Here is a 26,045-nt window from a genome sequence, read left to right as displayed (position 1 = left end):
GTCACAATCTTTAATGTCTCGTCTATTTCAACGCTTAGCTATGCAGTTAACGCTTTTGCCGTATCGACTGCTCCTGAAGCATCAGCAGCATAAATGGCCCCTAGTTTTTCGCTGTATGCTGGTGATAAGGGTGCTCCACCAACCAGATATTTAACTGATAGGCCTTCATCCTGACAGGCTTTGATGACTTCCTGCATATAGGTCATGGTGGTTGTCAGCATCGCTGACATACCAACGATGTCGGCCTTGTGTTCTTTGACAGCCGCCACAAATTGTTCAACTTTGGCATCGATGCCCAGATCGACAACCTTGAAACCGGCACTTTCTAACATCATCACCACCAGATTTTTACCGATATCATGCAGATCCCCTTTGACGGTGCCGATAACAATGGTGCCCAGGCTGGGCATGTCTTGATCGGCGATCAGTGGTTTGACGATAGCCATTCCGGCATTCATGGCCCGGGCTGCCATCAGCACTTCGGGAACAAACATATCCCCATTCTTAAATTTTTCCCCAACCACATTCATCCCTGATAATAATCCTTCATTGATGATCGCAATCGGATCGGTTTTGGCTTCAATCAGAAGATTAACATGATCAATAATTCCCTGTTCATCGCCATCAATTACAAACTGTCCTAAATCGGCTATTTTCAACATAGTATTTCACCCTTCTTCGTTTTATTTAATTTCGGTTAACAATTTTTCCAGTTCGGCGGCTTCTTCATCGGCAATCACATAGGTGTGAACGCTGTCATCAGGAAAGGCACCGTTGCGAACTTCATCACAGAAAGCGGTAAAACCTTTTAACAGTTCAGCACCGACATTGGCATATTTTTTGACAAATTTAGGGGTAAAGTCATCGTAATAGCCGACCATATCAGCATAAATCAGCAGTTGACCATCGGTATACGATCCGGCGCCAATGCCCAGAACCGGAATGCTGAGGCGTTCAGTGATGGCTTTACCAACCACCGCCGGAACCCCTTCAACCAGGATAAAGGAGGCTCCGGCAGCTTCAATGGCCAGGGCCTGTCGCAATAATTCCATGGCGGCTCCAGCACTTTTTCCCTGAGCCTTATAACCACCCATTTGGGCCGCAAACTGTGGTGTCAAGCCAATGTGTCCCATGACCAGAATACCCACATCAGCGATGGCTTTAATCCGCTGGCAAACCGATTCGGTTCCACCTTCGAGCTTTATGGCATCGACCAGGGCTTCCTTGGTAAAACGTCCGGCATTAAAAACGGCTTCTTCATCAGAAATCTGATAAGACATGTAGGGCATATCACCAACGATAAAGGTATTGGGCGCGCCCCGTCTGACCGCTGATGAATGAGCGATCATATCATCCATCGTTACCGGAAAAGTCGTTTCGTAGCCCAAGGTTACCATTCCCAGTGAATCACCGACCAGGATCATATCGACGCCAGCCCGTTCTTCATATTTGGCCGTTAAATAATCATAGCCGGTAATATAGACAATTTTTTCTTTCTTTTCGGCCATTTCTCTAAAATTAATAATACTTTTTTTCATCATTCGCTCCTTAAGGTTTTTAATATTTTTTCAGACCAGTCTGCTTATCAGACCATCCACCATCGCACGCTTAAAAAGCGTGCGAAAGGTTGAGGGTCTTGGGTTATCTTATTTTAAGGGGTGTCTGAGAATAGCGGGGTGACTATTTGAGTTTTCCGGTTCTTAAATAATCGTTTAATTCTTCTTTAGTCATGTTATCAATCCCAATGTATTCCAGGGTATAACCATTGGCAGTCAGGTCTCGACCGAGGATGGCACAGGCCAGACTGATCATTGAATCGACAACGGGAGTATTAACCCCATAGACATCACCAAGTTGCTGATAAACATAACAGCCAACTGGAATATCTTCGGTGATGTAGCGGTTTTCCATGGTGAAAGGACCGGTACCGTATTGGATTGGATCCTGTTTATCAAACGGAATCAGGTAATCCAGGCCCATATATTCCTGGCCCAGGACATTTTCCCGGGAGAAGAAATGCTCTTTTTCATAGGGTTGAATGCCCACGCCAATGGTATCTGCCAGTTGGCATTCTTCCTGATAGAAGGTATATTGAACCTGAGAAATCGAAGGACAATAGGCATGGGAATAAATTGAGAATTTAAATTTATCTTCGCCAAAAATGGTACCAAAGTTTTCCATGGTGGAGACCCCAAGGATGGCTCCCGGACAGTGGAGCACCGGATTAACATTCGAGAAGCCGGTATCTAAAACGGTATCCCCGGCGACAGCGCCTTCGCCTTCGGTGACAGCATCCATTGATGGCAAATATTTTGAACTTTCAATAAAGGCTTCTGTATCCGTCGCTGGCATAGCAGCTCCACGTAGGGTAATGGCCCGATAATAAACCCGGATTTTGTGGGTAATCACACCCCCTGGCATTTCCACCCGGCTACCATAGGTTGAGCTTGACCAGCCACCAACGATGACATTTTTAGTACAGCCAGCTTCCCTCATCATTTTGCGGAGGATCAAGCTACCAAAATTATCGGGGAAAATATGAATAACCTGTCCGTCTTCCAGACAGGGAATCAGTTTCTCGAAAAAAGGTTTATGTCCAAAAGTAGGCGTCGCTACGACAATAATGCCCGCACCTTTGACCGCTTCGGCCACATCGGTCGTCACCTTATCCATTTTGGCAAAGCCTTCCCGCTCAAAACCATAAAGATTAACTTGCTCCCCAAAGAACTTGATCCCTACTTTTTCAACATTTTTTAATGTTTTTTCGGCGAACGGTTCAAAATCACAAATTCGAACTTTAGCGCCACCCAAGGCACAGTCACCAGCGATCGCCTTACCAACTGCACCAGCCCCCAATACTGCAATGGGCTTGTCTTTTAAATAACTCATGTCTGCCATATCTTTTCTCCTTTTAATCATCTCAATTTGGAATTATTGATGGTTTGTTTACTCACAGCATTATTAAAGCAAGGTTCGTGCCAAGATATGAAGCTGCAGACATTTTTAAGTGTTCGGGGGTTTCCTGTCATTTGCCAGCGACCTTTCGGTTTGCTCCAGAAATTCAGGTGCAAAATTTCAAACCATCAAAGACCTTCGACACCCTATATTTATCCAAAAAATTCACGCTAAGTATAGATTTAAAGACATTTCTGACTGGTGTCGCTTAATTTTGCATGTTACCGTATTTTGCATCGCCCGGATGGTTTATTCTTACAAATCCGGGGAGCTTGTCAGCGCTGTCTTCATAGCTTAACGATTGTTTCAAACAGCTGATCAGATACCCACCAGAATCCCCGACTAAGCAAGTGACGCATTTAAAAAAGAGTCTGGCTTAAAGCCACACTCTTTTTAGGAACACTTTATTCGTCTTTATTTTTTTTATTATCTTTTTGCTTTTCCAGGGTATACCATTTTTTATGGATATGGGCATCTGCCAGCTCCGCTTCGGCCTCAGCCGCAGCCGCTGCCACTTCACCATCCATGAAATCGGCATACTCCAATTCATCCCGCTTTAGTTTGCCAGAGAATAAATGATACAGGAAGCCAAGGATCATCGCCAGTTCAATAAAGAGAATTGGGAACCCGGCAATGGTTTTAACAATCTTGATGCCGTCAATCCCACCGCTTATAACAAATACAAGCGAAATCAAACCAATGAAGACGCCCCAGAATACTTTAATCGGCAGCGGTGCTTCTTTTACACCTTTGGATTGTTTTAATGACATGGTCGAAATAGTCGATGTCATCGAATCCGCCAGGGTAATAAAGGATAAACCAATTGTAACCAGCATGATGATGCGGATTAATTCGGTAAAGGGCAGGAATTCAAAGATGTACATCATAAACGCCTGGGCGCCGTTTTCCGTCAGGAAGCCGGACATATCAGCAACACCTCGCAGTTGCAGATCCAATGCCAATCCACCAAAAATACTGAACCAGAGAATACCAAACATCGCTGGCAAAATGACATTAACGACAATAAATTCGCGGATGGTTCGGCCGTAGGACAGTTTTACCAGGAACAAACCAACGATGGGGCCAAAGGATAACCAGTCAACCATCCAGTACATATCCCACCATTGCGGCCATAAATCACTGTCAACAATTGGTTGGGTGAACAGACTCAAATCAATAAAATTATTGACAAAATAACCAAATGACTGGGTAAACAGATTAAACACATAGGCAGTCGGTCCGCAAATCAACACAAAGATCATCAGGGCAATAAAGATCCATGCATTTTTATCACTGAGCCAGGCAATCCCACGATCGAGACCAGTAGCACTGGAAATGGTGTAGGAAGTAATAATAACACAGGCAATGATCGCCCAAACCATTGGCCCCGGTTCAATTCCGAACACGAAATTAAGTCCGCTACCAATCTGCAGTAATCCGTAGCCGAGTGAACCGGCAACCCCACCACAGATGGCAAAAAGAATGATCCCATCAATGATGGTATTAATCTTGGCATTCAATTCTTTGCCATCGTTTAAATATACAAGACCGGCACTGGCAGTATAGCTTTTATTCATATTATAGTAAGCATAACCAATGGTGATCCCGGCTACCGCATAAATGGAATAGGGTGAAAATGACCAATGCAGGAAGGATTTGCTCATCCCCCAGATGACGGCATCCAGACTGCCGGGTTCCAAACCAACTGACGGTGGTGGCGCAAAGGTGTGCATCAGAGGCTCGGTTGCACCCCAGAAAACAATTCCAGTTCCAATCCCGGCACAAAGTGAGATCGCCCACCAGATCCAGGTTTTATACTTGGGCACGGCGTTTTTCCCACCAAATTTAATACTCCCGAAGGGATGCAGAAACAATACTACCATACAGACAACAAAGATCAATACCCCGATGGAAACCATCCAACCGGCATTTTCCATCAATGCGATAAAGAAATCGGTCATAATGGTGGTAAACTCATCGGGACTGATAAATCCGATAATGAGAATAATACCCATTAATACGATGGGAATCGCAACCGGAACAATACGTATTCGCTTTAACATAAGATTCTCTCCTCCTAAATTTTTCTGTTTTAAACCTGTAAACACATAAGAATAATGATTTCCCCAAAATTACAGTTTTGCCATGAAACCCGTCTGCTTTTTTTGACACCTCCCACAGATATTTAGCCACTGCTTTATATCCGGTATCTATCGCAAGCTTTGTGCCAATTCGTAAAATAATCCGATCTTTAAATTTATACCGTTTTAAGCCTATTTTAAGCCGTCATTTTTACAATGATTCCATAGTCCTGCAAAAGATTATGCACCGCTTTATCAGATTGTCTGAAAACCATTACAGAAAACCTGCTTAAAACAGGGATTTCTGCTAACCATCGCTATTTTTTGCATGTCGTTATTTTTTGCACTTGATCTGCTATTTCTTTAAAAATCACCACATCGTCCTTTTGTCTGGATTACTGCATTATTTTTATTTCGTTGTTTGCCTTCTATTATAATGTCAATTCCGTATTCTTTTCATTAATCGGATACCTGAATCGTGCTGATCGCTTGGCCATGCAAAGTCCTGCTGCGGATCTTTTTTGAGCTGCCCACAGAGCGCCACATTTTTTGCTTTCGTTGGAAGCGTTTCAGATCTTGGCACAATACTTGCTAGTATTAAATCAGCAAATAGCAAAACTCTATTAAATACATATTAACGATTCAGGAGGAAGAAATGCAAAGAGATTTAGGAATTAATTACATGACTACCCGAAAGAACCATACCTGTTATGGAATGGGGATTGGTATTATGGTATTGGATGATGCCTATCCCGGTTTTCCTGGCGATGTCCGTAATGCCAGTGCCTGGGGTTTTCCAATTCAGTATGAAATTGCTCAGGGAGTGGATAACTACACCCTGGTATGGGAACAGGACAAAACACCCTGTCGGGCACCGATTGTTCAGGCGGCGAAAAACCTTGAACGAATGGGTTGTAAAGCGATCGCAGCTGAATGCGGCTATTTCGCTTATTTCCAACAAGATGTTGCTGCTGCCGTTGACATTCCGGTGTTTATGTCCAGTCTGCTACAGGTCCCCTTTATTCAGCAAACCATTGGACCCGATAGTGCCGTTGGCATTATCTGCGCTCAAAAACGCTTCCTGACCGATACCCATCTGGAAAAAGTTGGCATTGATCTAAACAGTAACTTCTATATCGCCGGTGCCCAGGATGAATACGGCTGTCCGCAATTCGACACCCTCTGGGATCATGAAAAACGACCGGAGATTCCGGAAAGTTATTATGATGAATCCGAAAAGGATATGATTCGCATAACCAAAGAATTCATCGCCAAACACCCGGATATTAAGGCCATTATGTTAGAATGTACCGGTATGCAGCCATTTGCCCGGGCCATTCAACGGGCCGTGGATCTACCGGTATTCAGCTGGGGAACTTTGCTGGATTATGCTTACTCCTGTGTTTCTCATCGTGATTACTATGGTGATATCTAAATCGTGTCCGAAACGCTAGTCTGTAAAGAAAAAACTCAATTAAGGGGATTATAACAATGAAACCATATGAAAAATACGTCTCAAAAGAAGATGTCCAGACTATCCATGCCGAGTCGCTGAAAATTCTTTCCGAAGTTGGAATCAAATTCGAGCACCCGGAAATCCTGGAAATTTTCAAAAATCATGGCGCCCGGATTGATGGGGAGACCGTCTTTCTTGATGAAAAATTAATCATGACGGCGATCGCCACCATTCCTGAAACCTTTACCATCGAAAACTCCAAAGGCAACCATACCCTTGGCGGCGGTAGCCTGATTTTAATGCCGGGTGTCGGTAATATTTTCCGACTGGAAAATGGCCATTTACATAAAATGACCAATGACGATGCCGTTGCGCAGTTTAAGCTGTCCGATACCAGTGATGTCATCAATTGTAACTACTTTAATATTTTCCTGGATGACAAAAACCTGTCCCTGGATGAACGGGTCTTTAGCCCCATCGCCATGATTTTAAAATATTCCAATAAAACCGCCTTGCACTTACAGGCCAATACCTTCCCGTTAAAATCCAACATCCGGGAATCTTTTAGAAAAGGTCTGGAACTGATCGAAAAATTTGAAGGCCGCCGTGGTGTGTACAATAATATCGTCCATGTCAACTCTTTGTCGCCCTTATGTTTTGACCATGACCCGCTGGAAAAATTCCTGATTGCCGCTGACATGAATCAGCCCGTCTGGTTCAGCCCCTGCGCCATGCCGGTCCTCACCGGACCGCCATCTGTGGCCGGACTGATTGCCATGACCAATGCTGAAGTATTGGCTGGGATGGTCATGTCTCAACTGGTCAAACCCGGCTTGCCGGTGGTATATGGCCAAACCTCGGCTTCCACCAACCTGCGCACTGTTCAGCTAAGCATCGGTGCCCCGGAAACCGCTTTAATTTCTTATTCCACCCGGGGCTTGGCTGATTTTTACAAACTGCCCTGCCGGACTGGCGGCGGCTTAAGTGACGCCAAAGATTTTGATATGCAAGCTGGAATTGAATCCGATATGATGATCCGCTCCACCCTGGAAGCAGCTCCCGATCTGGTGCTGCATTCCTGTGGGATTCTCGGCAGCTTTAATATCTTGAGTTTTGAAAAATTCCTGATGGATGAAGACACTTACCGGATGAATCGCCGTCTGCTTAAAGGCATCAATACCGAAGAGAACTACCTCTGCCACGAGTTGATTGCCAAAATCGGCCCTCGGGGTAACTTCCTCCAGGGTCGAACTCCGAAGATGTTCAAAGAAGAATTCTTTGTTCCCAAGTACTTCAATAAAGAAGACCCCAACCAATGGCAGGAAAATGGCAGCAAGCCGGTTCTTCATGACGTTCAGACTGCCGTCATGGAACGTCTGGCTTCCTATACGCCGCCAGATATCACCAAGGAACAGGCTGCCCTGCTGAACGATTATATTCCGGCAAACTATCGCGAACGCATTTAATAGCGATCATCTAAAGACTTAAGGAGACATTATGGAAACCACACAAAGAAATATTGAATTTAATGTATTAAATAAAAATAAAATCGAAACCATTCACGAAAAAAGCATGGATCTGCTGGAGAATTTTGGCATGCGCATCGTTGGTGCCCGCACCATTGAATTGCTGAAAAAGTATGGCTGCAGCGTCGATGGCGACATGGTTAAGTTCCCCAAAGCCGTTGTTGACAAGGCGTTAAACACCATCCCCAAAGAATTGACCCTTTATACCCGGGACGGCCAGCCCAATATGGTAATCAACAGCAAAAACAATGTCTATTTCGGAACCCATTCCGATCAACTGGAGATCCTTGATCACAAAACCAATATGGCCCGCCCCTACCTGAAGTCAGACATCAAAAACATGTGTAAACTGGGCAGCTATCTATCCAACATCAGCTTTATTCTATCAGTCGGCATGTGTGCCGATGTCGACCCCTTGGTTCAATCGCAGGTGACCTTTATTGAAACCCTGAAGAATTTTGACAAAACCATCAATTTTTCCACCAATGACATCGAATCACTTCAGGAAATCATTGACATCGCCGCCATTGTAGCCGGTGGACACAAAGAACTGGCTGAAAAGCCCTTTATCTTTAACTACTGTGAGCCAATTCCACCACTGACCCATCCGGTGGAAAGCACTGAAAAACTCTTTATCAGTGCTACTAATAAAATCCCGGTGGTTTACATGCCATACAGCATGATGGGTGGCACCTCTCCGATTACCATCGCTGGTGCGCTAACCCAAAATAACGCTGAAATTTTAGCTGGTGTGGTCATTACCCAGGCGGTTAATGAAGGTGCGCCACTTATTTACGGTTCGATGCCAACTGTCTTTGACATGCAAACCACCATCGGTTCTTATGGCGCTCCCGAGTTCCATAAATCGGTGGCGGCTGCCTCAGAGCTGGCCAATTATTACAACCTGCCCTTCTATGGCACAGCGGGCTGCAGCGATGCCAAAACCGTCGATCCCCAGTCGGTTGCTGAGGTTCAGATGGAGCTCTTCTCTTCGATTTTAAGCAAGGCCAACATCGTTCATGATATCGGCGTCCTGGATCATTGCAACTCGGTCGCCCCGGCCATGGTGGTATTAGCCAATGAAATGATCAACGAGCTGTCGGCTTATTCCAGCGGTGTCGAAGTCAATGAAGAAACCCTGGCTATGGATGTCATCAAAGGCGTTGGTCACGGTGGTCATTACCTCAATGAAATGCACACCCTCAGTAATTTTAGAAGCGTCTGGTATCCGGAATTCTTTAAACGTCGGATGGTTAACCCTGATCAATCCGATATTCTTGAGATGGTCAATGCTAAAATTGATACGATTCTGGAAACCCACGAGGTTCCAGCTCTGGAAGCTTCAATCCTGGCCGAGATTGAAAAAATCGAAAAAAATTATCAATAATCTGTGTTTAATCCCCTTATCAATCAGACGGACAACCCCCATTCGGGGTTGTCTCTATGATTTTTTTGGATTTCATGTTATCATACTGTTTATTCAGTAAACCCGAAACGGAGAATACCAGTGAAAGTAAAAGAAGAATTCATTTTAGAGGCTTTTGGCGAAAATTCTTTCCCCATTCAGGATGTTGAACGCATCGAAGATGTCTGCATTCATGTTGTCAATGCCAGCGGAAAAATCATCTGCTACTCCAAGGGCTGTGAAATCATCGAGAATATGAAACACGAAGACGTCATTGGTAAAAACATGTCTGATATTTATGATTATCTTGAAAATGAATCCATGGAATCCCTGGTTTTGAAGACCGGAAAAAAGGTTCAGGATGTCCATGTCAAATATACCTCCCCCTCTGGAAAAGTTGCCGATGTGATCAGTAGCACCTACCCGGTTTTTTCGAAAACTGATCCAAAAAAGGTCGAGGCCGCCATTTGTATCTACCGGGATATTTCGGACTATATTCACATGGCCAATACCATCAATAAGCTTCAAAACGACTTAAAATCCCAGCAACTAAAAAACAATGGCACCCAATTTACTTTCAAAGACATTATTGGCAGCAGTGGCCCAATGGCGGAGTGCATTCACCATGCGGAAATTGCTGCGCTAACCACAGCCCCGATCCTGATTGCCGGGCCCACTGGTACCGGTAAAGAAGTTTTTGCCCAGAGTATCCACAATGCCAGTCCCCAGGCCCACAAACATTTTGTGGCCATCAACTGCAGTGCCATTCCGGAAAATCTGCTGGAGAGTACCTTGTTTGGCACCGTCAAAGGTTCCTTTACCGGGGCGGTTGATTCCGTGGGGCTTTTGGAAACCGCTGAAGGTGGCACCATTTTTCTGGATGAAATTAACTCCATGCACATGGGTCTGCAATCCAAACTACTGCGGGTTTTAGAAACTGGCAAATACCGGAAGGTCGGGGGACACAAAGAAATAACCGCCAATATCCGCCTGCTCAGTGCCTTAAATCAGGATCCCCTCAAGGCCATTGAAGAAAAACGTTTGCGTTCGGATTTATATTATCGTCTGGCGGTCTTCTCGATTCACTTGCCACCGCTTAAAGACCGCAAACAAGATATTTTAGATCTGGTTCCGGCCTTCCTTTCCACTGAAGGAGCGGCCATGGGAAAGCAGCTGTTCAAAGTTTCTGACGAAGCCCAGGAAATTCTACTTTCCCATGACTGGCCGGGAAATATCCGGGAATTAAAACACGCCGTGACCCATGCCATTTATATTGCCCAATACCAGGATACGATTCTGACCCCTGATTTGCTGCCGGGTTATTTAAGAAAGAATATTTCCGATAAAAAAATCTATGAAAAATATCTATCGGCCAGTATCGATGACAAAAATCTTAAAAATACCCTGAATAAAATTGAGAAACAAATGATCATCGACGTTTTGCAGGGCAATGATCAGAACATCTCAAAAAGCGCCCGTGACTTGGGTATCTCACGCCAAAATCTGCAGTATAAGATCCGCTTGCATGGGATTAAAAATTATGATGATGAATTCTAAAAAGGTTTCCGCCTGAATTGGCGGAAACCTTTTTACTTCTTTAATTGCCCTCTTATATCAAGTACTGTTCGTTTAATGAAAAACTCAATCGTTCAGTTTTTTTCTGATAAATTGACAAACCTCTTCCAGGGCCACCGTTGCCTCGGGAAACAGTGGTGCCAATAACGGAAAACAATGAAACATCCCCTTCCATACCTTTAATTGCACATCAACCCCGGCGGCTTTGGCTTTTTCGCCAAAACGGGTCGAATCATCTCTTAAGGTTTCGTTATCACCAACCTGAATAATCGTTGGTGGCAGACCACTTAAATCGCCAAATAATGGCGATGCATAGGGATGTTTGGGATCACCATTACCAGCGTAGTAGCCCAGATAGGTTTCATTTGCCCCTTTAGGTGTGCAGGGATCAGCCTTTGCCCGAGTTATATGGGACTCGCCCGAAATTGTCATATCGGTACACGGCGAAAATACGGCACAGGTTCCCGGTAAGGGGATTTTATCATCTTTACATTTTAAAAGGGTGGCCAGTGCGATCCCACCGCCCGCCGAATCACCAGCAAAGACAATATTTTCTGCTTGATACCCCTGTTCAAGAAGCCAACTGTAAATCGCTGCAGCATCATTGACAGCGGCCGGTGCCGGATGTTCCGGCGCCAGCCGATAGTCAAACACCAGGGCTTTAATTCCTAAGTACTTGACGAAATTCCCGACAATATTTCGGTGCGACCGGGCATTACCCATGACAAAACCGCCGCCATGAAAATAGAGTACCACTTTTTCATCCGGAGCATTTTCAATCTCAACCCATTCCGCATAAACCCCCGGATAGTCACTGGGGATAAAACTGATGCCCGGGATTGGTTTAAAAAAACGGGTGGCACTTTCATCACAGTCGCGACGCAATTTTTCGATTGAAGTGTTGTGATCAATCTCTTCCGGTCGTAATTTCCCTTTAAGGAGATGACGATATTTCAGTGTATAGTGCATCATTTTTGCTTTTGTAGTCATTCTAACTTTATTCCTCACTTTCTCTTTCAGTTTTAACTAAAAACATCGATGCGATCACCCGATAATCCAGTTTTACCTCACGATTATTATTGGTAGAATAATATATTGCCAGGCCATTAATACTCGTCCAGAAAAAAATAGCCAGCATTTTAGGATCTCCCGCTATAATCGTTCCTTCTTTTTGTCCCGCCGCCATAATTTTTTCGATGACCTGATATGGGATGTTCCGTTTTTCCTGAATCAGATCCTGGGCAGCCTGAGGGATTGCGGTTGAATTGGTGGCTTGGGTAATCAACCGACAAGTATCTAAAAATGTCTGGCTATTTTCAATAATCTCAACCAGTCTCTCCAAAGCAAAGCGGATTTTTTCACCGGGGTCGGCCTCCATATCACGGACCGAATAGGATGCTTCAATTGTTTTATCCAGTGCATCATTGATTAGATCTACAAAAATTTCTTCTTTTGATCCATAGTAATGATATAACAACCCTTGGGCAATACCTGCTTCAACTGCAATGTCCTGGATCCGGGTGGCAAATAACCCCTGTTTAACAAATTGTGACAACGCAGCTGTTCGAATTTTTTCTTTACGGGTTTCCCGCATTCTTTCATTTTGTTCCTTTGATCGAGCCATGCTTCCTCCTGGATGATATATTGAATATATATTGAATATATATTCAATATATCATCCAGCGCCATTTTTGTCAATATCTCCACCTGATATTTTGCTAACGCTTTACGACCGCTATCATTAAACCACGCCTATACGATCTTTTGAGCAAATAAAAAAAACCATGCGACTTTTTCTCGCATGGTTTTCTCTCATGTTTTTTTCTATCGGGTTGCGTGATAATAAGCGTAGGTCATCGGTTCATCTTTGCTGAATCCATCGCCATCGACAACCTTGCCGATAAACATATAGTGGGTACCCAGATCAATTGTCTGCTCCACTTCACATTCTACAAAACAGAGCGTTTCCAACAAGCCGGGACAGCCTGTTTTGCCGGTAATATAGCTGAGATCTTTAAATTTATCGACATCTCTTCCACTCTGGTAACCGAAATGTTTGATCAGATCATGATTGTCTTTACCCAGAATGGAAACCCCAAAGACGCCGGATTCCCGGACATATTCTGAGGTCAAGGTTCCTTTTCCCAGGCAGACACTGGCTTTTAAGGGCGTGCTGGTAACCTGAATGAAGGTATTAGAGACCATCCCATTGAGTTTTTCATCCCTGACTGATGAAATAATATATAAACCGTAGCTGACATTGAATAGTAAGGTCTGTAAGGCTTCTCTTTCTTTATCCGTTAAACCATCCTCGACTTCTTCAACCAGCACAAATTTTTCTGGTCCCACGCCGCAGACCGGGCAAACGTCAGGGGGAGTATCACCCACATGGATATAATTACAAACGGTACAACGCCATTTTTTCTCTTTAACAGGGGCAACAGCTTCCGTTTCTTCAATTAACACAAACTTATCCGGTCCCACCCCGCAGATCGGGCATTTGTCGGGCGGAGTATCACCTTCATGTACATAATTACATACTGTGCAGCGCCATTTTTTCATTTTGTTCACCACTTTCTTAGAATTACTCTCTACTTTATAATAATTATAATTTAAAAGTATCTTGAAGTACAGGAAAAAATTGATGTTCTGCTTCTCATTATAAACCTTTTTTGATTAGATTCATATCACTATTGCATTTTTTTGTAAAAAAAGGGCATATAAGAGCTTAGCATTATTCTTTGCCGCAAATAAATCACGAACCAAGATAGGATGGAACATGAAAAAATATAACGAATGTCTCAAAAAAAACATTGCTGTCGCCAATGGCTTTGAAAAAGCCGAACTGGTTTTCAAAAACGCTAAGATTCTCAACGTATTTTCTGAAGAAATCTGTGTTGGCGATCTGGCCGTTAACGATGGCACCATTGTGGGCATTGGAACGTATCAGGGTCTTGAAGAAGTGGATCTGGATGGCAAATATATTGTCCCTGGCTTTATTGACGCCCATATGCATATTGAATCCACCATGGTTACACCTTTCGAGCTGGCCCGGGCGATTGTTCCTACTGGCACCACCACGATCATCGCCGATCCCCATGAACTGGTAAATGTAGCTGGAAAATCCGGACTGGATTACTTACTAGCTGCCACCGAACAGATTCCTTTAAATGTTTTTGTGATGCTGCCCTCATCAGTACCCGCTACCCCCTTTGAAACCAATGGCGCAGGACCCTTTTTAGCCGCCGATATGCAAGCTTATCTTAATCATCCCCGGATTCTGGGGTTGGGGGAAGTCATGTGTTATCCCGCTGTGCTGACTGGAGATCCGGTGATTCTTGACAAACTGACCCTGTGCCGCAACGCATTGGCTGATGGCCACGCCCCGGGGCTCTCCGGTAAAGCCCTGCAGGCTTATGCCAGCGCCGGAATCCACAGTGAGCACGAATCCACCAGTTGGTCCGAAGCCCTTGAAAAATTGCGGGCGGGCTTTTATATTCTGGTTCGGGAAGGTTCTGCCGCCAAAAACCTTCATGCCATCATCAGTGGCTTATTGGAAAGTGACTGTCCGATGGATCGATTTCTTTTCTGTACCGATGACAAGCATTTAGAAGATATTCATCGGGAGGGTCATATCCGCTTTAATATTAAACAAGCCATCGATTTAGGCCTCTGCCCGATCAAGGCAATCAAGATGGCCACCATTAACACCGCCCAAGCCTATGGCCTCAGAAAACTCGGCGCCATTGCCCCGGGATACCAGGCCGATCTGGTGATCCTATCGGATCTGGGCACCATGCAGGTGAATCAGGTTTATCGGGATGGTCGGCTGGTGGATGATGCTACCTGGGCCCATCCGCCCCAGCACCCGATTGATCCTAAGCTGCTCGATTCGGTTCATATCCACACCCTCACGCCAGAAAAACTGCGACTCCCCCTTGGTCAAAAAAATCATGTAATCGAGATTATCAAGGATCAGATTGAAACCCACCATCTGATTGAAACCCTGCCAGGAATTGATGGCACCTTTTGTCCCGACGAAAACTATGATAAGCTGTGTGTCATTGAACGGCATGGCCACTCCGGCAACGTCGGTGTTGCTGCCATTAAGGGCTTTGGCATCCGCAATGGGGCCATTGCCACCACTGTCGCCCATGATTCTCACAATATGATTGTCGTTGGCGATAATGATGCGAATATTTTGCTGGCAGTTAAGCACCTTGCAGAAATTGGTGGCGGTTATGTGGTAGCAGGCAATCACCGCATCATTGGTTCGGTGCCGCTGACTCTGGCTGGTCTGATCAGTCTTGAGCCCGGAGACCTGGTTCAGAAAAAGGTGTCCGCACTCATTGCCAGCGCCCATCAATTAGGCGTCGCTTCCGGGGTTGATCCGTTTATCACCCTTTCTTTTATGGCCCTGCCAGTAATCCCCGCCCTGCGCCTGACCGATCTGGGACTTTTTGATGTAGAAACCTTCCAATTGATTAACGACTGACCAAAAAAGACAGCCATAAGCTGTCTTTTTTTGCTGTTACGCAAATACGGTTTTGGCAATGCCAGCACCTTCCCGGGCATCTTTGCCGTAGAAGTCGGCACCGATGGTCTGGGCATATTCAGGGTTTAGTACCGCTCCGCCAACCATAATGATGGTTCCCGGGCAACTGACTTTGATTTCTGTGATGATTTTTTCTATATTTTTAACCGTGGTTGTCATCAGGGCACTGAGCCCGACCAGTTTAATCCCTTCGGCCTTGATTGTCTGAATAATGATATCAGCCTTGACATCCTTACCGAGATCGACAATCTCGTAGCCGTAATTCTCCAGAATCACCTTGAGGATATTCTTGCCAATGTCGTGAACATCGCCTTCGACTGTGGCCAACACAATTTTTCCCTTGGCTACCTGAGTCTGACCGGCTTGGGTCATCGTTTCTTTGATGACCTCAAAGGCCTGTTGGGCGGTTTCGGCCGCAAAAATCAGATGGGGCAGGAAGCATTCGCCGGTTTCAAAGGCATCCCCCACTGCATCAAGGGCCGGGACGATCTCATTATTGACAATATCCAGCGGTTCTCTGGTTTTTAAAAGAATGGCCGTGGCTGCAGCCGCCTGATCCGTCAGACCTTCTTCAATGATCGCTTTTAGTCCCAGAGTCGCCCGCCCGGTTTCTGCTTTGGTTACAGCGGCGCTTTTGTCTTTGTAGGCGTTGGCATAGGCAATGCACTGGCCATCAAAACCCCAGAGGGCCCGGAAGGCTTTGATGGTGTCCATCATTTCCTGATCACCGGGATTCATAATCGGGGTGGTCAGTCCCGCTTCCAGAGCCATCGCTAAAAAGGTTCGGTTTAGAAGTTCGCGGTTAGGGAGTCCAAAAGAAATATTGGAAACCCCCAATACCGTTGGTACACCCAGCTGAGCCCGGAGTTTTTCCAGGGTTTTGATGGTTTCCCGGACTTCTGCCTGTTGGGCCGAGGCGGTTAACACCAGGGCATCAATCAGAATATTCTTTTCAGGAATCCCATAAGATTTTGCCGTTGTGATGATTTTTTCGGCAATGGCAAAGCGATCACCCGCCAGACTGGGGATACCACTCTCATCCATAGTCAGACCCAGCACCAAGGCTCCGTATTTTTTAGCGATCGGAAAAATCGCTGCCATTGACGACTGTTTGCCATTAACCGAATTAATAATTGCTTTACCGGGATAGCTCCGCAGGACAGCTTCGATGACTTCCGGATTGGAGGAATCAATCTGTAGCGGACAATCCACCAGTTTACTAACTGTGTCGACGGCTTCCTGCATCATCGCTTCTTCATCAATATCCGGTAGTCCCAGGTTAATGTCGAGAATATCAGCGCCGTCTTTTTTCTGATCAACCGCCAGCTGGGTCACCACGGACAGTTCACCCGCACGTAGGGAGGCCTTCAGTACCGGATTGGTCGTCGGGTTGATACATTCGCCGATGATATGAATGTCGTCGCCCAGGATTATCGTTTTGGTACTGGAAGAAACAGCAGTAAAGCCTTTTGCGGTGACCGGAAAAAGCGGTAGATCCACAGTAGCCTGCTTCATTTTTTCGATATAGGCCGGGGTGGTGCCGCAGCAACCACCGAGAATTAAGGCTCCCATCTCGGCAATTTGCACCATATATTGCGTAAACTGATCGATGGTGATGTCATAGACGGTTTTGCCCTCTTTCATATGTGGCAAACCAGCGTTGGGTTCCACCATAATCGGCACCGAGGCATAGCGAACCAGATCGGCGATAATCGGCAGCATCGCATCCGGTCCAGTGGAACAATTAATCCCAATGGCATCTGCACCAAGAGCCTCCAGAATGTTGACAACCGTCAACGCATCGCTGCCAGTAAGCGTCCGGGCATTCTCCTCATAGGTCATCGATACAATCACCGGCAGCTCCGATACGGCTTTGGCAGCAATCAGAGCTGCCCGGGCCTCGCAGATATCAGTGATGGTTTCAATGACAATCAGATCGGCACCAGCCTGATCACCGGCGGTAATAACCTCTTTGAAATAGTCAACAGCCTGATCAAATGGCATCTCCCCGAGAGCCCCGATCAGGGTTCCCAATGGTCCGACATCCAGGGCCACATAGTCGGGATTCAAGGCCTTTGCATTGTGTACCCCAGCCGTCACCAATTGTGTAACGGTATAATTGCAACCCTTAAGCTTATAGCCGTTAACCCCAAAGGTATTGGAAAGAATAATATTGGCCCCGGCATCGATGTATAGTTGATGAATTTCTTTAATCAGCTCCGGATGGGTCAGGTTGAGCACTTCGGGAACCGGGCCAATAGCCGCCAATTTATTCTGCAGCAGGCTCCCCATGGCGCCATCGAGATACAGCCGCTTACTTTTTAGTATTTCTCCTAGTTTCACTGGTTCTCCTTTCCTTTAGACAGGTTGCATGTATTAGCATAGTTCAATTTCACCCCAGGCCCCCAATTGATCATCAATGATAATCAGGGTGCCGAGGATTCCTTTTATATTTCTTACCCAGTCCAGTCCTTTTTCCACATCTTCCGGTTTTTTGATGCGATTTCCCAGGGCGGTTGCCACTGCATCCGCCAGTGGGATGTCTTCGCTGATCACAGTGACAGCATCGGCCTTGCCAAAGCTCAGGGAGTGCCCCATCACGCCAGAGGAGGTACAGACCCCCAGGGCCTTTTCCCGGGGTTTGATTGCGATACCCAGATCGACAAATTGGGAATTGGTGGTATGAAGCGCCACCCGTCGCACTTTTTTGGTCCGGATCAAAAGATCGCCGCCGTTTTCCACCACCATCTCGGTTGTGTGAGATTCGAGCATCTTTCCGATATATTTTGAGACCGCACCGGCTACCGCTGCCATCGGTCCTACCCCGGCTATTTTTCCGGCTAGAAGCATATCGGCTACAATCGGGGCGGCAGCAGAATTTAGCGGCAATGGCAACAATGATTTAATAAAATCCGGATTGCTACGATGGTAGTTAAAAATAGTCTGGCGAAGGGTCTGTACTTCAGTCTGTACCGCCCCAATCAGTTCCGGGCTACTCCGGCCATGATCGACACCAATAAAAAGGTCGGATTCAAATTCGAGGACCTGGAAATAATCCAGATCCTCGGCTTTCATCATCTTTCGATAGGTTCGGGGTTGGTATTGCATACTCAGATCAGCGCGTGGATGGCCCGCATCGGGCAGGCTTTAACGCACAGCATACACTCCAGACATTTGTCATCGTGATGCACCAGCGACCAGTCAGCCGTCATTTCCAGGGCACCGACTGCGCAGACTGCGGTACAGGCACCACAGGAAACACATTTGTCAGGGTCCACCTCAACCACCGATTCGATGTCTCTGACCCCAATCTGATGTTGACGCAAATAGACAATCCCGGCTTCAATATCGGCTTCTTCACCTTTTATTTCAAGCAGCAGGGTTCCTTTAATATTATCATCGATAAAGGCTTTAAGGATGTTGAAATCCAGATGGTAGGTTTTGATCAGTTCCATGGCCATCGGCTGACCGGCAGCCTTCTGCGGAAAGGACAAGAGTATTTTTTTTGTCATCATCGGGATTCTCCTTCCTTGATTTCCAGACCCTTAAGGGAATTTCCCATCGGGAAGCTCTGAATCGGTTCCTGCAGAAAAAACTCACCTTTTTTGATCCAATTGTTCAACTCTTCAGCAATTTCTCTGGCCATTTTCAGACTGGAAAGTGGTGACGTCTTGATGTTTTTGCCATTGATATCCACCGATCCGCTTCTCAGTTCAGCATAAGAAACTTTTTTCAAAACTGGCTTGGCTTTTTTAGGAACACTGTAGTCAATCACATTGGTGTACAGATCTTTATTCTCCACCGCCACAAAAGCCATTATTTCTTCATTGAGTATCGGAATCGGGATCCCTACGCCAACAAACATCGAGGTGCCGTAACCTTCATAAACAGCGCCACGAATATATTTGGAATTCATTTCTTTCATATTTCCGATTAAGGCCAGGGTTGCGCCGGGGGTCTGGGGGTAGCCCTTTTCATCCCGGGGACAGGCGGTATTAAACTGGGTACCCATCCAGGACACATAGCCCTGAGCGCCGCCAAAAAAGATCCGGGTACCCATACCAATGGTCTTAAGCAACGGGTCATTAAGCAGGGGGCTTAATTCACCGGCAGTGCTATAGGTAATATTTCCCATATTGGGCTGCAGAATTCCCATATAGGTGTAAAGCCGATGGCTGGAACCATTAATGGCGGCATTGTAATTCTGATAGACATTTCTGGGATTAAAGAGGTAAGCTTCATTTAAATCCTCCAGTGTGACCCAGGTATCCAGCTCGGTTCTGGGGTAACAGTCAGTCCCCTGAGATTTTGCCACCAGATGGACTTCTTTTCCGGCGATCAGGTCACTAATCACATGAGCCCCACCATATTCAATACCCTTGTCTGTTGACGGCTGGGTGGCCCCCAGATAGGTGTCCACCGCTGCCAGACCACCATAGGCGGAAACCCCATTTAGGCTGATCTCCCCCATTCGGATCGGCGGATCAGAATGTCCAAAATTCAGAAAGGCCCCCGATGAACACATCGGTCCGAAGGTAGCGGTGGTGACCACATCCACATAGTCGGCGGCTTCTTTAACGCCCCGTTCTTTGACAATCCCGATGACTTCTTCGGCAGTGACAACCACCGCCTCGCCCCGGGCAATTTTTTCGTTAATTTCCTGATAGCTCTTTGCCATTTTCCCCTCCAACAATTCTTCTTAAATTAGGTAATTGCAAAACTGCCATGAGCTTTGCGCCCAGTTTCGCACGAAACAATTGTTACACTATACGGCGGACAGTTCGCTGAACTGTTCGCCTACACGTTACACAATTGTTTTCGTGAAGGCAATGAGCCAATCACAAGTTTACTTGTAGTTGGCGACTGCCCGCGAACAAGAAGAAATTCGCATCGCGATTTCTTCTTGTTGTGGAAACTGCACTCAAAGCAATCATTGTTCGATGTTTTTATATTTCGCAATTTACTATTCTTCTTAAATTAGTTCCGTAATTATTCTATACCATCGTATTGAGATAAGCATTCATAAAACCGTCCAGATCGCCATCCATGACGCTACCGACATTCCCGACCTCGACATTGGTGCGGTGGTCTTTGACCATGTTGTATGGATGGAAGACATAGGAACGGATCTGGCTGCCCCAGGCAATCTGGCTGTAGTCACCCTTAATATCTTCAATGTGATCCATCTTTTCCTGCTCCATGATTTCCACCAGCTTGCCTTTAAGCATGTTCATGGCCACCTCTTTGTTCTGATGCTGGGAGCGTTCGTTTTGGCACTGCACCACAATCCCGGTTTTTAAATGGGTAATCCGTATCGCCGAATCAGTGGTATTAACGTGCTGGCCACCGGCCCCGCTGGAGCGAAAAGTGTCAATCCGAATTTCGTCGGGTTGAATTTCTATTTCCACCGATTCATCGACCTCAGGCATCACATCAAGGGATGCAAACGAGGTATGTCGGCGGCCAGATGAATCAAAGGGAGAGATCCGCACCAGCCGGTGCACTCCCCGCTCGGTTTTTAAATAGCCGTAAGCGTTGACCCCTTCAATCAGCAGGGTGACACTTTTAATCCCAGCCACATCGCCAGGCTGAAGATCCAGGGTTTTAACCTTATACCCTTTCTTTTCGGCCCAACGGGTATACATCCGCAGTAGCATCGAAGCCCAATCCTGGGACTCGGTTCCGCCAGCCCCGGGATGCAGCGAAATAATGGCATTATTGCTGTCAAATTCACCGGAAAGCAGGGTCTCGGTCCGGAAATTATCCAGTTTTTCATCGAGTTCCCGTATCGATTCACTAAAGCCGTCGAGCAGTTCGCCCTCTTCGGCCAGCTCCAGCATCACCTGGATATCATCCAGAGCTTCAGCCAGCGCATTATAATGATCCACCTTGATTTTAATAATTTTTAGTTCTTTTAAAACAATTTGTGCACTTTTCTGATCATTCCAGAATTCCGGATCCTCAGTTTTTTTTTCTAAGGCCTCCATTTCATTGACAAGCCGTGGCAAGTCAAAGTGAATTCCCCATTTCCTTCAGTTTAGTCGCCATTGCATTGATGATTTGTTTTTCCTCATACAAATCGATCATCGCCATCACACCCCTTCTTTTTCAACTTTTTTATGCGCCACAACATTTCTTATACTTTTTCCCGCTGCCACAGGGACAAAGATCGTTGCGGCCAACCTTGTTTTGAGCGCTGGCCGGTCCGCTCGGTTTTCCTTCAATTTCATTTTCGTTGGTCTTCATCTGACTGAAATCCACCGATTTTGCCTGTGCTTCTTCCGCCGGAACCACCTGTATATTCAAATTGAATAAGTATTTAACCGTATCTTCCTGAATCCGCATGATCATATCGTCAAACAGATCAAATCCCTCTTTGGTGTATTCTTTAACCGGATCATTCTGTCCATAGGCCCGCAGTCCGATCCCCTGTTTCAACTGCTCCATGTTGTCAATATGTTCCATCCAGGCAGAATCGACACTTCTTAACAAAATCATCCGCTCAATATTCTGCAGCTGTTCCAGACCCAGCTTTTCTTTTTTATCTTCCAGCACTTTGCGGCATTCACCCAAAATCGCTTCCACCAGTACTTCGGTACTTTCCGGTTTTTCCGGTAGAGTGAAAGTGTCCTTCGGCAAAACATTGGCCTCAAGATGTTTGTGTAACCCTTCCAGATCCCAATCGTCATAATACTGACCATCGCCGGTATACATGCTGACATAGGCATTGATCAGGGTTTCGGTCATGCTCCAGATTTCACTTTCCATATCTTTGCCATCAATAACCTGCTGCCGCTGTTCATAGATCAGCTCCCGTTGGCGATTCATGACATTATCATATTGAAGCACATGTTTCCGGATGTCAAAGTTGCGACCTTCCACCCGTTTCTGGGAATTCTCGATACCCCGGGTCAGCATTTTATTTTCGATCGGCGTTTCTTCATCCAGACCAATCGATTCAACCAGACCCTGAATTTTTTCTGATCCGAATACCCGCATCAGATCATCTTCTAACGAAACAAAGAATTGCGAAGAACCGGGATCTCCCTGACGACCGGCCCGACCACGAAGCTGGTTATCAATCCGGCGACTCTCGTGACGTTCGGTACCAAGAATATGGAGTCCGCCCAGTTCTCTGACCCCTTCACCCAAAACGATATCGGTTCCACGACCGGCCATATTGGTCGAAATCGTAACGGCATCTTTTTGACCGGCATTGGCGACAATTTCAGCTTCTTTTTCCAGAAATTTGGCATTTAAGACATTGTGCTTAACACCAGAACGTTTTAAGTAGCCACTGAGCAGTTCCGACTTTTCAATCGAAATGGTTCCGATCAGAATCGGCTGACCGGTGGCATGTCGCCGCTTAACTTCTTCAGTGACAGCCAGAAACTTTCCTTGTTCACTTTTATAGATCAAGTCGTTGAGATCCTGACGAATCAGCGGTTTATTGGTGGGAATCGATAAAACATTGAGATTATAAATGGTCTGGAACTCGTCTTCTTCGGTTTTGGCCGTCCCGGTCATCCCAGACAGCTTATTAAACATTCTAAAATAGTTCTGGAAGGTAACGGTTGCCAGGGTTTTGGATTCCCGGTTGACCTTAACGTTTTCCTTGGCTTCAATGGCCTGATGTAGACCGTTGGAATAACGGCGTCCGGGCATCAAACGACCGGTAAACTCATCGACGATAATAATTTCGCCATCCTTGACCACATAATCCCGATCTTTAAACATCAGGGTATTGGCATGGAGAGCCTGGTTGATATGGTGGGAAATCTCCATGTTTTCCATATCGGCCAGATTGGTGAGATTAAAATACTTTTCAGCTTTAATCACCCCTTCATCCGACAACATCACCGATTTGGCTTTTTCATCTTTGATGTAATCATCGGCCTTCAGGCTTTTCGCAAAGCTATTGGCCAAAGCGTACAGTTTGGTGCTTTTGTCTCCGCTGCCGGAAATAATCAGTGGCGTTCTGGCTTCATCGACCAGCACGCTATCCACTTCATCGATGATGGCATAGTTAAGTTCCCGCTGCACCTGCTGGGCTTTCACCGAGGCCATGTTATCTCTCAGGTAGTCAAAGCCAAATTCGTTATTAGTGCCGTAGGTAATATCGCAGGCATAGGCGTGTTGCTTTTCCTGAAATGACAGGCCATGAACGACCAGACCCACCTGGAGTCCCAAAAACTCGTGGATCTTACCCATCCATTCGCTGTCACGTTTTGCCAGATAATCATTGACCGTAACAATATAGACCCCCCGGCCATCCAAGGCATTGAGGTAGGCGGGCAGAGTTGATACCAGGGTTTTACCTTCCCCGGTTTTCATTTCGGCAATATTGCCTTCGTGAAGGGCCATCCCCCCCAAAAGCTGAACCGGAAAGTGTTTCATGCCTAAAACCCGGGCCCCAGTTTCCCGTACGGTGGCAAAGGCCTCGACCAGCAAATCATCAAGGGTTTCCCCCTGAGCCAGTCGTTCCTTAAATATAAGGGTTTGGCCCTTTAATTCATCATCACTCATGGCTGCATAGCGGCTGTCCAGCTCCAGAATCTGGTCAACTTTTTTTTGCATCCGTTTTAATTCTTTTCTATTACTATCAAATATCTGATCTAAAATTCCCAATCTTTTCACTCCTTTGTAACATTCTTGCTGTATTTATACACTAAACTTTATTATAGCATACTCTCTTTAATGAAACTTATATAATTTTAAAGGGACTGTATTTTTTGATACAGTCCCCTTGTTTTGCAACTATTTATCATTTATTTTTTCTTGCGCCAAAAAGCCACATCTTTTCCGTCCAACTTCAGTTCGACCAGTTCATAACCAGCCCGTTTTCGTTCATCGACGGTTTCCTGAAAGTTCTTGCGCTCGTCATCATCCATATTGGCCAGCAATTTGTCCTTGTCTTCATTGGTACTGTCGTATACCCGACCCACTACTGGTTCTGTCACCTCTTCGATTTCCTTTAAGGGAATGGCAACCTCATCTCGGGGCGAACCACTGATCAGGGTTTCTGCCTCCTTACTGGTTTCCCGCATCAGTTGTTTACGCCGTTCGGCTTTACGTTTTTCATCTTCCAGATTCAGGCGTTGCCAGACATTGAGCATCTCATCTTCAGAAAACTCCACATCGTCTTCATCTTTACTTTTTACACCACTATCATAGGTACTGGTTTCGCTCCGTAACACAAACGGCTGGTCGAGATCGGTGAGTTTGAAGCTTTCCACGATCCGCAAATCGGATTCCGGTACAGGATGGGGTTCGCCCTCGGGATCACTAAGGGATTTTGCCACCTTGTTCAGTTCCATTTCCCGCATTTGCAGAATCAGTCGTTCTTTTTCAACCGCCAGTTTTTCTTCATAATACTTTTTGGTAAAAAAGCCAGCGTCCTCACTGTTGAGAATTTCTTCCATATCAGCGGCTTCCAATTCTTTTTCGCCCTTAACATAGGTGCCAACATCCTGGATATTGCTAATAATCTTGGTACTGCCATCATCCACCGGTTCCATGATCCGAGTTTCCTGGGTATCACTCTTGCTGATGACAATTTCTTCAGTTTCCGTTCCGATTCCTGAATCCACCTCATCCAGAGCTGCCGGAATCAATCTGGTTTCAAAGCTGTCCTGAACACTGCTATTATCGGCACTTCTAAAGCCTTCGGCAGGAATAGCGATCGTGGCATTTTCATCCCGATCACCACGAATCCCTCCGGTCGCCGCCATGTCGCGATAATAATCGTCAATATCTTCCGGTTCGTCATAACCTTCCTGATAGCTGTTCTGGAGCGAAACCCCGCTGATTTCATAATCATCGTCATCGCCAAAAATACCTTCGTCTTCACCATGGTCATTGCGCTCGTCTTGCATGATGGACGCTTTTTTATTCATCACATATTGAATAAAACCAATTAAACCGATCAGAGTTACAATCGTACCAACCGTTACACCGGCCACCGATCCGTAAAGACTCATGATCAGGGGCACATAGGGCACCGGAATCGGTAAATTAATCCCCAAAAACCATAACAGCGTATTCGGTTGAATCAATGCGTATAAAGGACTCAACCCCTGAACGATTTGCTCGCCAAAAGCTGCTGGCAGCGTATCAATTACGCCCTGCGAAACAGGCATGTGCCCACCATTAATAAAAATCACAACAAAATTCGAAGTAATCCCCACTGCCATCAGAATAACCCAGAAATCATCCAGATTAAATACCAGCATGACTAATATCAGGATATAACTGGCAAAATTGACAATCTCCAGATAGGGTTCAACCAACGAAATACCGCCAGTGTAGATGTAAAGATGCAAAGCAATCTGCAACACCATCCCTAAAATCCCTACCGGTAGCAGGGAAATTTTTCTGACTTTGAAGCCACGCAGACTTCCCCTGCGAATTTTCCCAATTAAAAAACCTAAAATAATTGCAATTAGTATTAACATATTTATTTTAACCCCACTATTTATTTATAATCATTTCT

The 26,045-nt window shown here is 45.8% G+C and carries 19 protein-coding genes; 5 read left to right on the top strand and 14 right to left on the bottom strand.

All coding sequences use genetic code 11. The features are described 5' to 3' along the window. Positions 1-38 precede the first annotated feature (38 nt). From ACWI_RS03235 to ACWI_RS03220, 4 genes are all read right to left on the bottom strand, one after another. The gene (locus tag ACWI_RS03235; protein ID WP_070369991.1) at positions 39-662 is read right to left on the bottom strand and encodes a corrinoid protein; all 624 of its coding nucleotides are present in this window, start codon (positions 660-662) and stop codon (positions 39-41) included. Positions 663-683: 21 nt separating this feature from the next. Beyond that, complete coding sequence (gene panB / locus ACWI_RS03230; RefSeq protein WP_175440886.1) at positions 684-1,538, bottom strand: 3-methyl-2-oxobutanoate hydroxymethyltransferase; 855 nt, start codon at positions 1,536-1,538, stop codon at positions 684-686. A gap of 142 nt (positions 1,539-1,680) precedes the next feature. After that, positions 1,681-2,898, bottom strand: a complete 1,218-nt coding sequence (locus tag ACWI_RS03225; protein WP_070369989.1) for an NAD/NADP octopine/nopaline dehydrogenase family protein — start codon at positions 2,896-2,898, stop codon at positions 1,681-1,683. A gap of 461 nt (positions 2,899-3,359) precedes the next feature. Continuing rightward, on the bottom strand, positions 3,360-5,018 hold the full coding sequence (locus tag ACWI_RS03220) for a BCCT family transporter (protein ID WP_070369988.1): 1,659 nt from the start codon (positions 5,016-5,018) through the stop codon (positions 3,360-3,362). Between the two features lie 673 nt (positions 5,019-5,691). Between ACWI_RS03220 and ACWI_RS03215 the strand changes: the two genes are divergently transcribed. From ACWI_RS03215 to ACWI_RS03200, 4 genes are all read left to right on the top strand, one after another. Then, the gene (locus ACWI_RS03215) at positions 5,692-6,471 is read left to right on the top strand and encodes an aspartate/glutamate racemase family protein (protein WP_070369987.1); all 780 of its coding nucleotides are present in this window, start codon (positions 5,692-5,694) and stop codon (positions 6,469-6,471) included. 38 nt (positions 6,472-6,509) lie between these two features. Beyond that, the gene (locus ACWI_RS03210) at positions 6,510-7,958 is read left to right on the top strand and encodes a trimethylamine methyltransferase family protein (RefSeq protein ID WP_341465147.1); all 1,449 of its coding nucleotides are present in this window, start codon (positions 6,510-6,512) and stop codon (positions 7,956-7,958) included. A 31-nt stretch (positions 7,959-7,989) separates the two neighbouring features. Next, entirely contained in the window at positions 7,990-9,405 is a 1,416-nt protein-coding gene (locus ACWI_RS03205; RefSeq protein WP_070369985.1) for a trimethylamine methyltransferase family protein, read from the top strand. Positions 9,406-9,525: 120 nt separating this feature from the next. Then, a complete protein-coding gene (locus tag ACWI_RS03200; protein ID WP_070369984.1) occupies positions 9,526-10,980 on the top strand; it encodes a sigma-54 interaction domain-containing protein in 1,455 nt (484 codons plus the stop codon). Positions 10,981-11,064: 84 nt separating this feature from the next. Here the strand turns inward: ACWI_RS03200 and ACWI_RS03195 are convergent, their stop codons facing one another. From ACWI_RS03195 to ACWI_RS03185, 3 genes are all read right to left on the bottom strand, one after another. Continuing rightward, positions 11,065-11,988: an alpha/beta hydrolase gene (locus ACWI_RS03195; RefSeq protein WP_084633462.1), complete on the bottom strand. Its 924-nt coding sequence runs from the start codon at positions 11,986-11,988 to the stop codon at positions 11,065-11,067. A 7-nt stretch (positions 11,989-11,995) separates the two neighbouring features. Continuing rightward, the gene (locus ACWI_RS03190; RefSeq protein WP_070369983.1) at positions 11,996-12,622 is read right to left on the bottom strand and encodes a TetR/AcrR family transcriptional regulator; all 627 of its coding nucleotides are present in this window, start codon (positions 12,620-12,622) and stop codon (positions 11,996-11,998) included. A 200-nt stretch (positions 12,623-12,822) separates the two neighbouring features. Continuing rightward, on the bottom strand, positions 12,823-13,560 hold the full coding sequence (locus tag ACWI_RS03185; protein ID WP_242871567.1) for a flavin reductase: 738 nt from the start codon (positions 13,558-13,560) through the stop codon (positions 12,823-12,825). A 217-nt stretch (positions 13,561-13,777) separates the two neighbouring features. Here ACWI_RS03185 and ade point away from each other — a divergent pair, with 217 nt between their 5' ends. Next, a complete protein-coding gene (gene ade, locus ACWI_RS03180) occupies positions 13,778-15,493 on the top strand; it encodes an adenine deaminase (RefSeq protein ID WP_070369982.1) in 1,716 nt (571 codons plus the stop codon). 36 nt (positions 15,494-15,529) lie between these two features. On the opposite strand, the gene ACWI_RS03175 is transcribed toward ade, so the two are convergent. The 7 genes from ACWI_RS03175 to ACWI_RS03145 form a co-directional block, all read right to left on the bottom strand. After that, a complete protein-coding gene (locus ACWI_RS03175) occupies positions 15,530-17,896 on the bottom strand; it encodes a homocysteine S-methyltransferase family protein (protein ID WP_084633461.1) in 2,367 nt (788 codons plus the stop codon). 33 nt (positions 17,897-17,929) lie between these two features. After that, entirely contained in the window at positions 17,930-18,661 is a 732-nt protein-coding gene (locus ACWI_RS03170) for a UPF0280 family protein (protein ID WP_070369981.1), read from the bottom strand. A 2-nt stretch (positions 18,662-18,663) separates the two neighbouring features. Next, positions 18,664-19,068, bottom strand: coding sequence for an NIL domain-containing protein (locus ACWI_RS03165; RefSeq protein ID WP_070369980.1), 405 nt, complete (start codon positions 19,066-19,068; stop codon positions 18,664-18,666). After that, positions 19,065-20,231 carry a homocysteine biosynthesis protein gene (locus tag ACWI_RS03160; protein ID WP_070369979.1) on the bottom strand — a complete coding sequence of 389 codons (1,167 nt, stop codon included), beginning with the start codon at positions 20,229-20,231 and terminating at the stop codon, positions 19,065-19,067. The genes ACWI_RS03165 and ACWI_RS03160 overlap by 4 nt, the downstream gene beginning before the upstream one ends. 316 nt (positions 20,232-20,547) lie before the next feature. Beyond that, positions 20,548-21,640, bottom strand: a protein-coding gene (gene prfB, locus ACWI_RS03155) for a peptide chain release factor 2 (protein ID WP_228881371.1) whose coding sequence is annotated in 2 segments (ribosomal slippage) — positions 20,548-21,564 and positions 21,566-21,640 — 1,092 coding nt in all. Because the reading frame shifts where the segments join, the coding sequence is not laid out codon by codon here. 30 nt (positions 21,641-21,670) lie between these two features. Then, complete coding sequence (secA, locus tag ACWI_RS03150) at positions 21,671-24,181, bottom strand: preprotein translocase subunit SecA (protein WP_070369978.1); 2,511 nt, start codon at positions 24,179-24,181, stop codon at positions 21,671-21,673. A gap of 140 nt (positions 24,182-24,321) precedes the next feature. Further along, the gene (locus ACWI_RS03145; protein WP_070369977.1) at positions 24,322-26,007 is read right to left on the bottom strand and encodes a DUF5317 domain-containing protein; all 1,686 of its coding nucleotides are present in this window, start codon (positions 26,005-26,007) and stop codon (positions 24,322-24,324) included. Positions 26,008-26,045 lie beyond the last annotated feature (38 nt).

Source organism: Acetobacterium wieringae, assembly GCF_001766835.1.
GTDB lineage: Bacteria > Bacillota > Clostridia > Eubacteriales > Eubacteriaceae > Acetobacterium > Acetobacterium wieringae.
This window is presented reverse-complemented; position numbering and strand designations above follow the sequence as displayed.

Excerpts from the sequence above, each read along its gene's own strand:
- ACWI_RS03235 (WP_070369991.1), bottom strand. The coding sequence starts at position 662 with ATGTTGAAAATAGCCGATTTAGGACAGTTTGTAATTGATGGCGATGAA.
- panB (WP_175440886.1), bottom strand. The coding sequence starts at position 1,538 with ATGAAAAAAAGTATTATTAATTTTAGAGAAATGGCCGAAAAGAAAGAA.
- ACWI_RS03225 (WP_070369989.1), bottom strand. The coding sequence starts at position 2,898 with ATGGCAGACATGAGTTATTTAAAAGACAAGCCCATTGCAGTATTGGGG.
- ACWI_RS03220 (WP_070369988.1), bottom strand. The coding sequence starts at position 5,018 with ATGTTAAAGCGAATACGTATTGTTCCGGTTGCGATTCCCATCGTATTA.
- ACWI_RS03215 (WP_070369987.1), top strand. The coding sequence starts at position 5,692 with ATGCAAAGAGATTTAGGAATTAATTACATGACTACCCGAAAGAACCAT.
- ACWI_RS03205 (WP_070369985.1), top strand. The coding sequence starts at position 7,990 with ATGGAAACCACACAAAGAAATATTGAATTTAATGTATTAAATAAAAAT.
- ACWI_RS03195 (WP_084633462.1), bottom strand. The coding sequence starts at position 11,988 with ATGACTACAAAAGCAAAAATGATGCACTATACACTGAAATATCGTCAT.
- ACWI_RS03190 (WP_070369983.1), bottom strand. The coding sequence starts at position 12,622 with ATGGCTCGATCAAAGGAACAAAATGAAAGAATGCGGGAAACCCGTAAA.
- ACWI_RS03185 (WP_242871567.1), bottom strand. The coding sequence starts at position 13,560 with ATGAAAAAATGGCGCTGCACAGTATGTAATTATGTACATGAAGGTGAT.
- ade (WP_070369982.1), top strand. The coding sequence starts at position 13,778 with ATGAAAAAATATAACGAATGTCTCAAAAAAAACATTGCTGTCGCCAAT.
- ACWI_RS03170 (WP_070369981.1), bottom strand. The coding sequence starts at position 18,661 with ATGCAATACCAACCCCGAACCTATCGAAAGATGATGAAAGCCGAGGAT.
- ACWI_RS03165 (WP_070369980.1), bottom strand. The coding sequence starts at position 19,068 with ATGATGACAAAAAAAATACTCTTGTCCTTTCCGCAGAAGGCTGCCGGT.
- ACWI_RS03160 (WP_070369979.1), bottom strand. The coding sequence starts at position 20,231 with ATGGCAAAGAGCTATCAGGAAATTAACGAAAAAATTGCCCGGGGCGAG.
- ACWI_RS03145 (WP_070369977.1), bottom strand. The coding sequence starts at position 26,007 with ATGTTAATACTAATTGCAATTATTTTAGGTTTTTTAATTGGGAAAATT.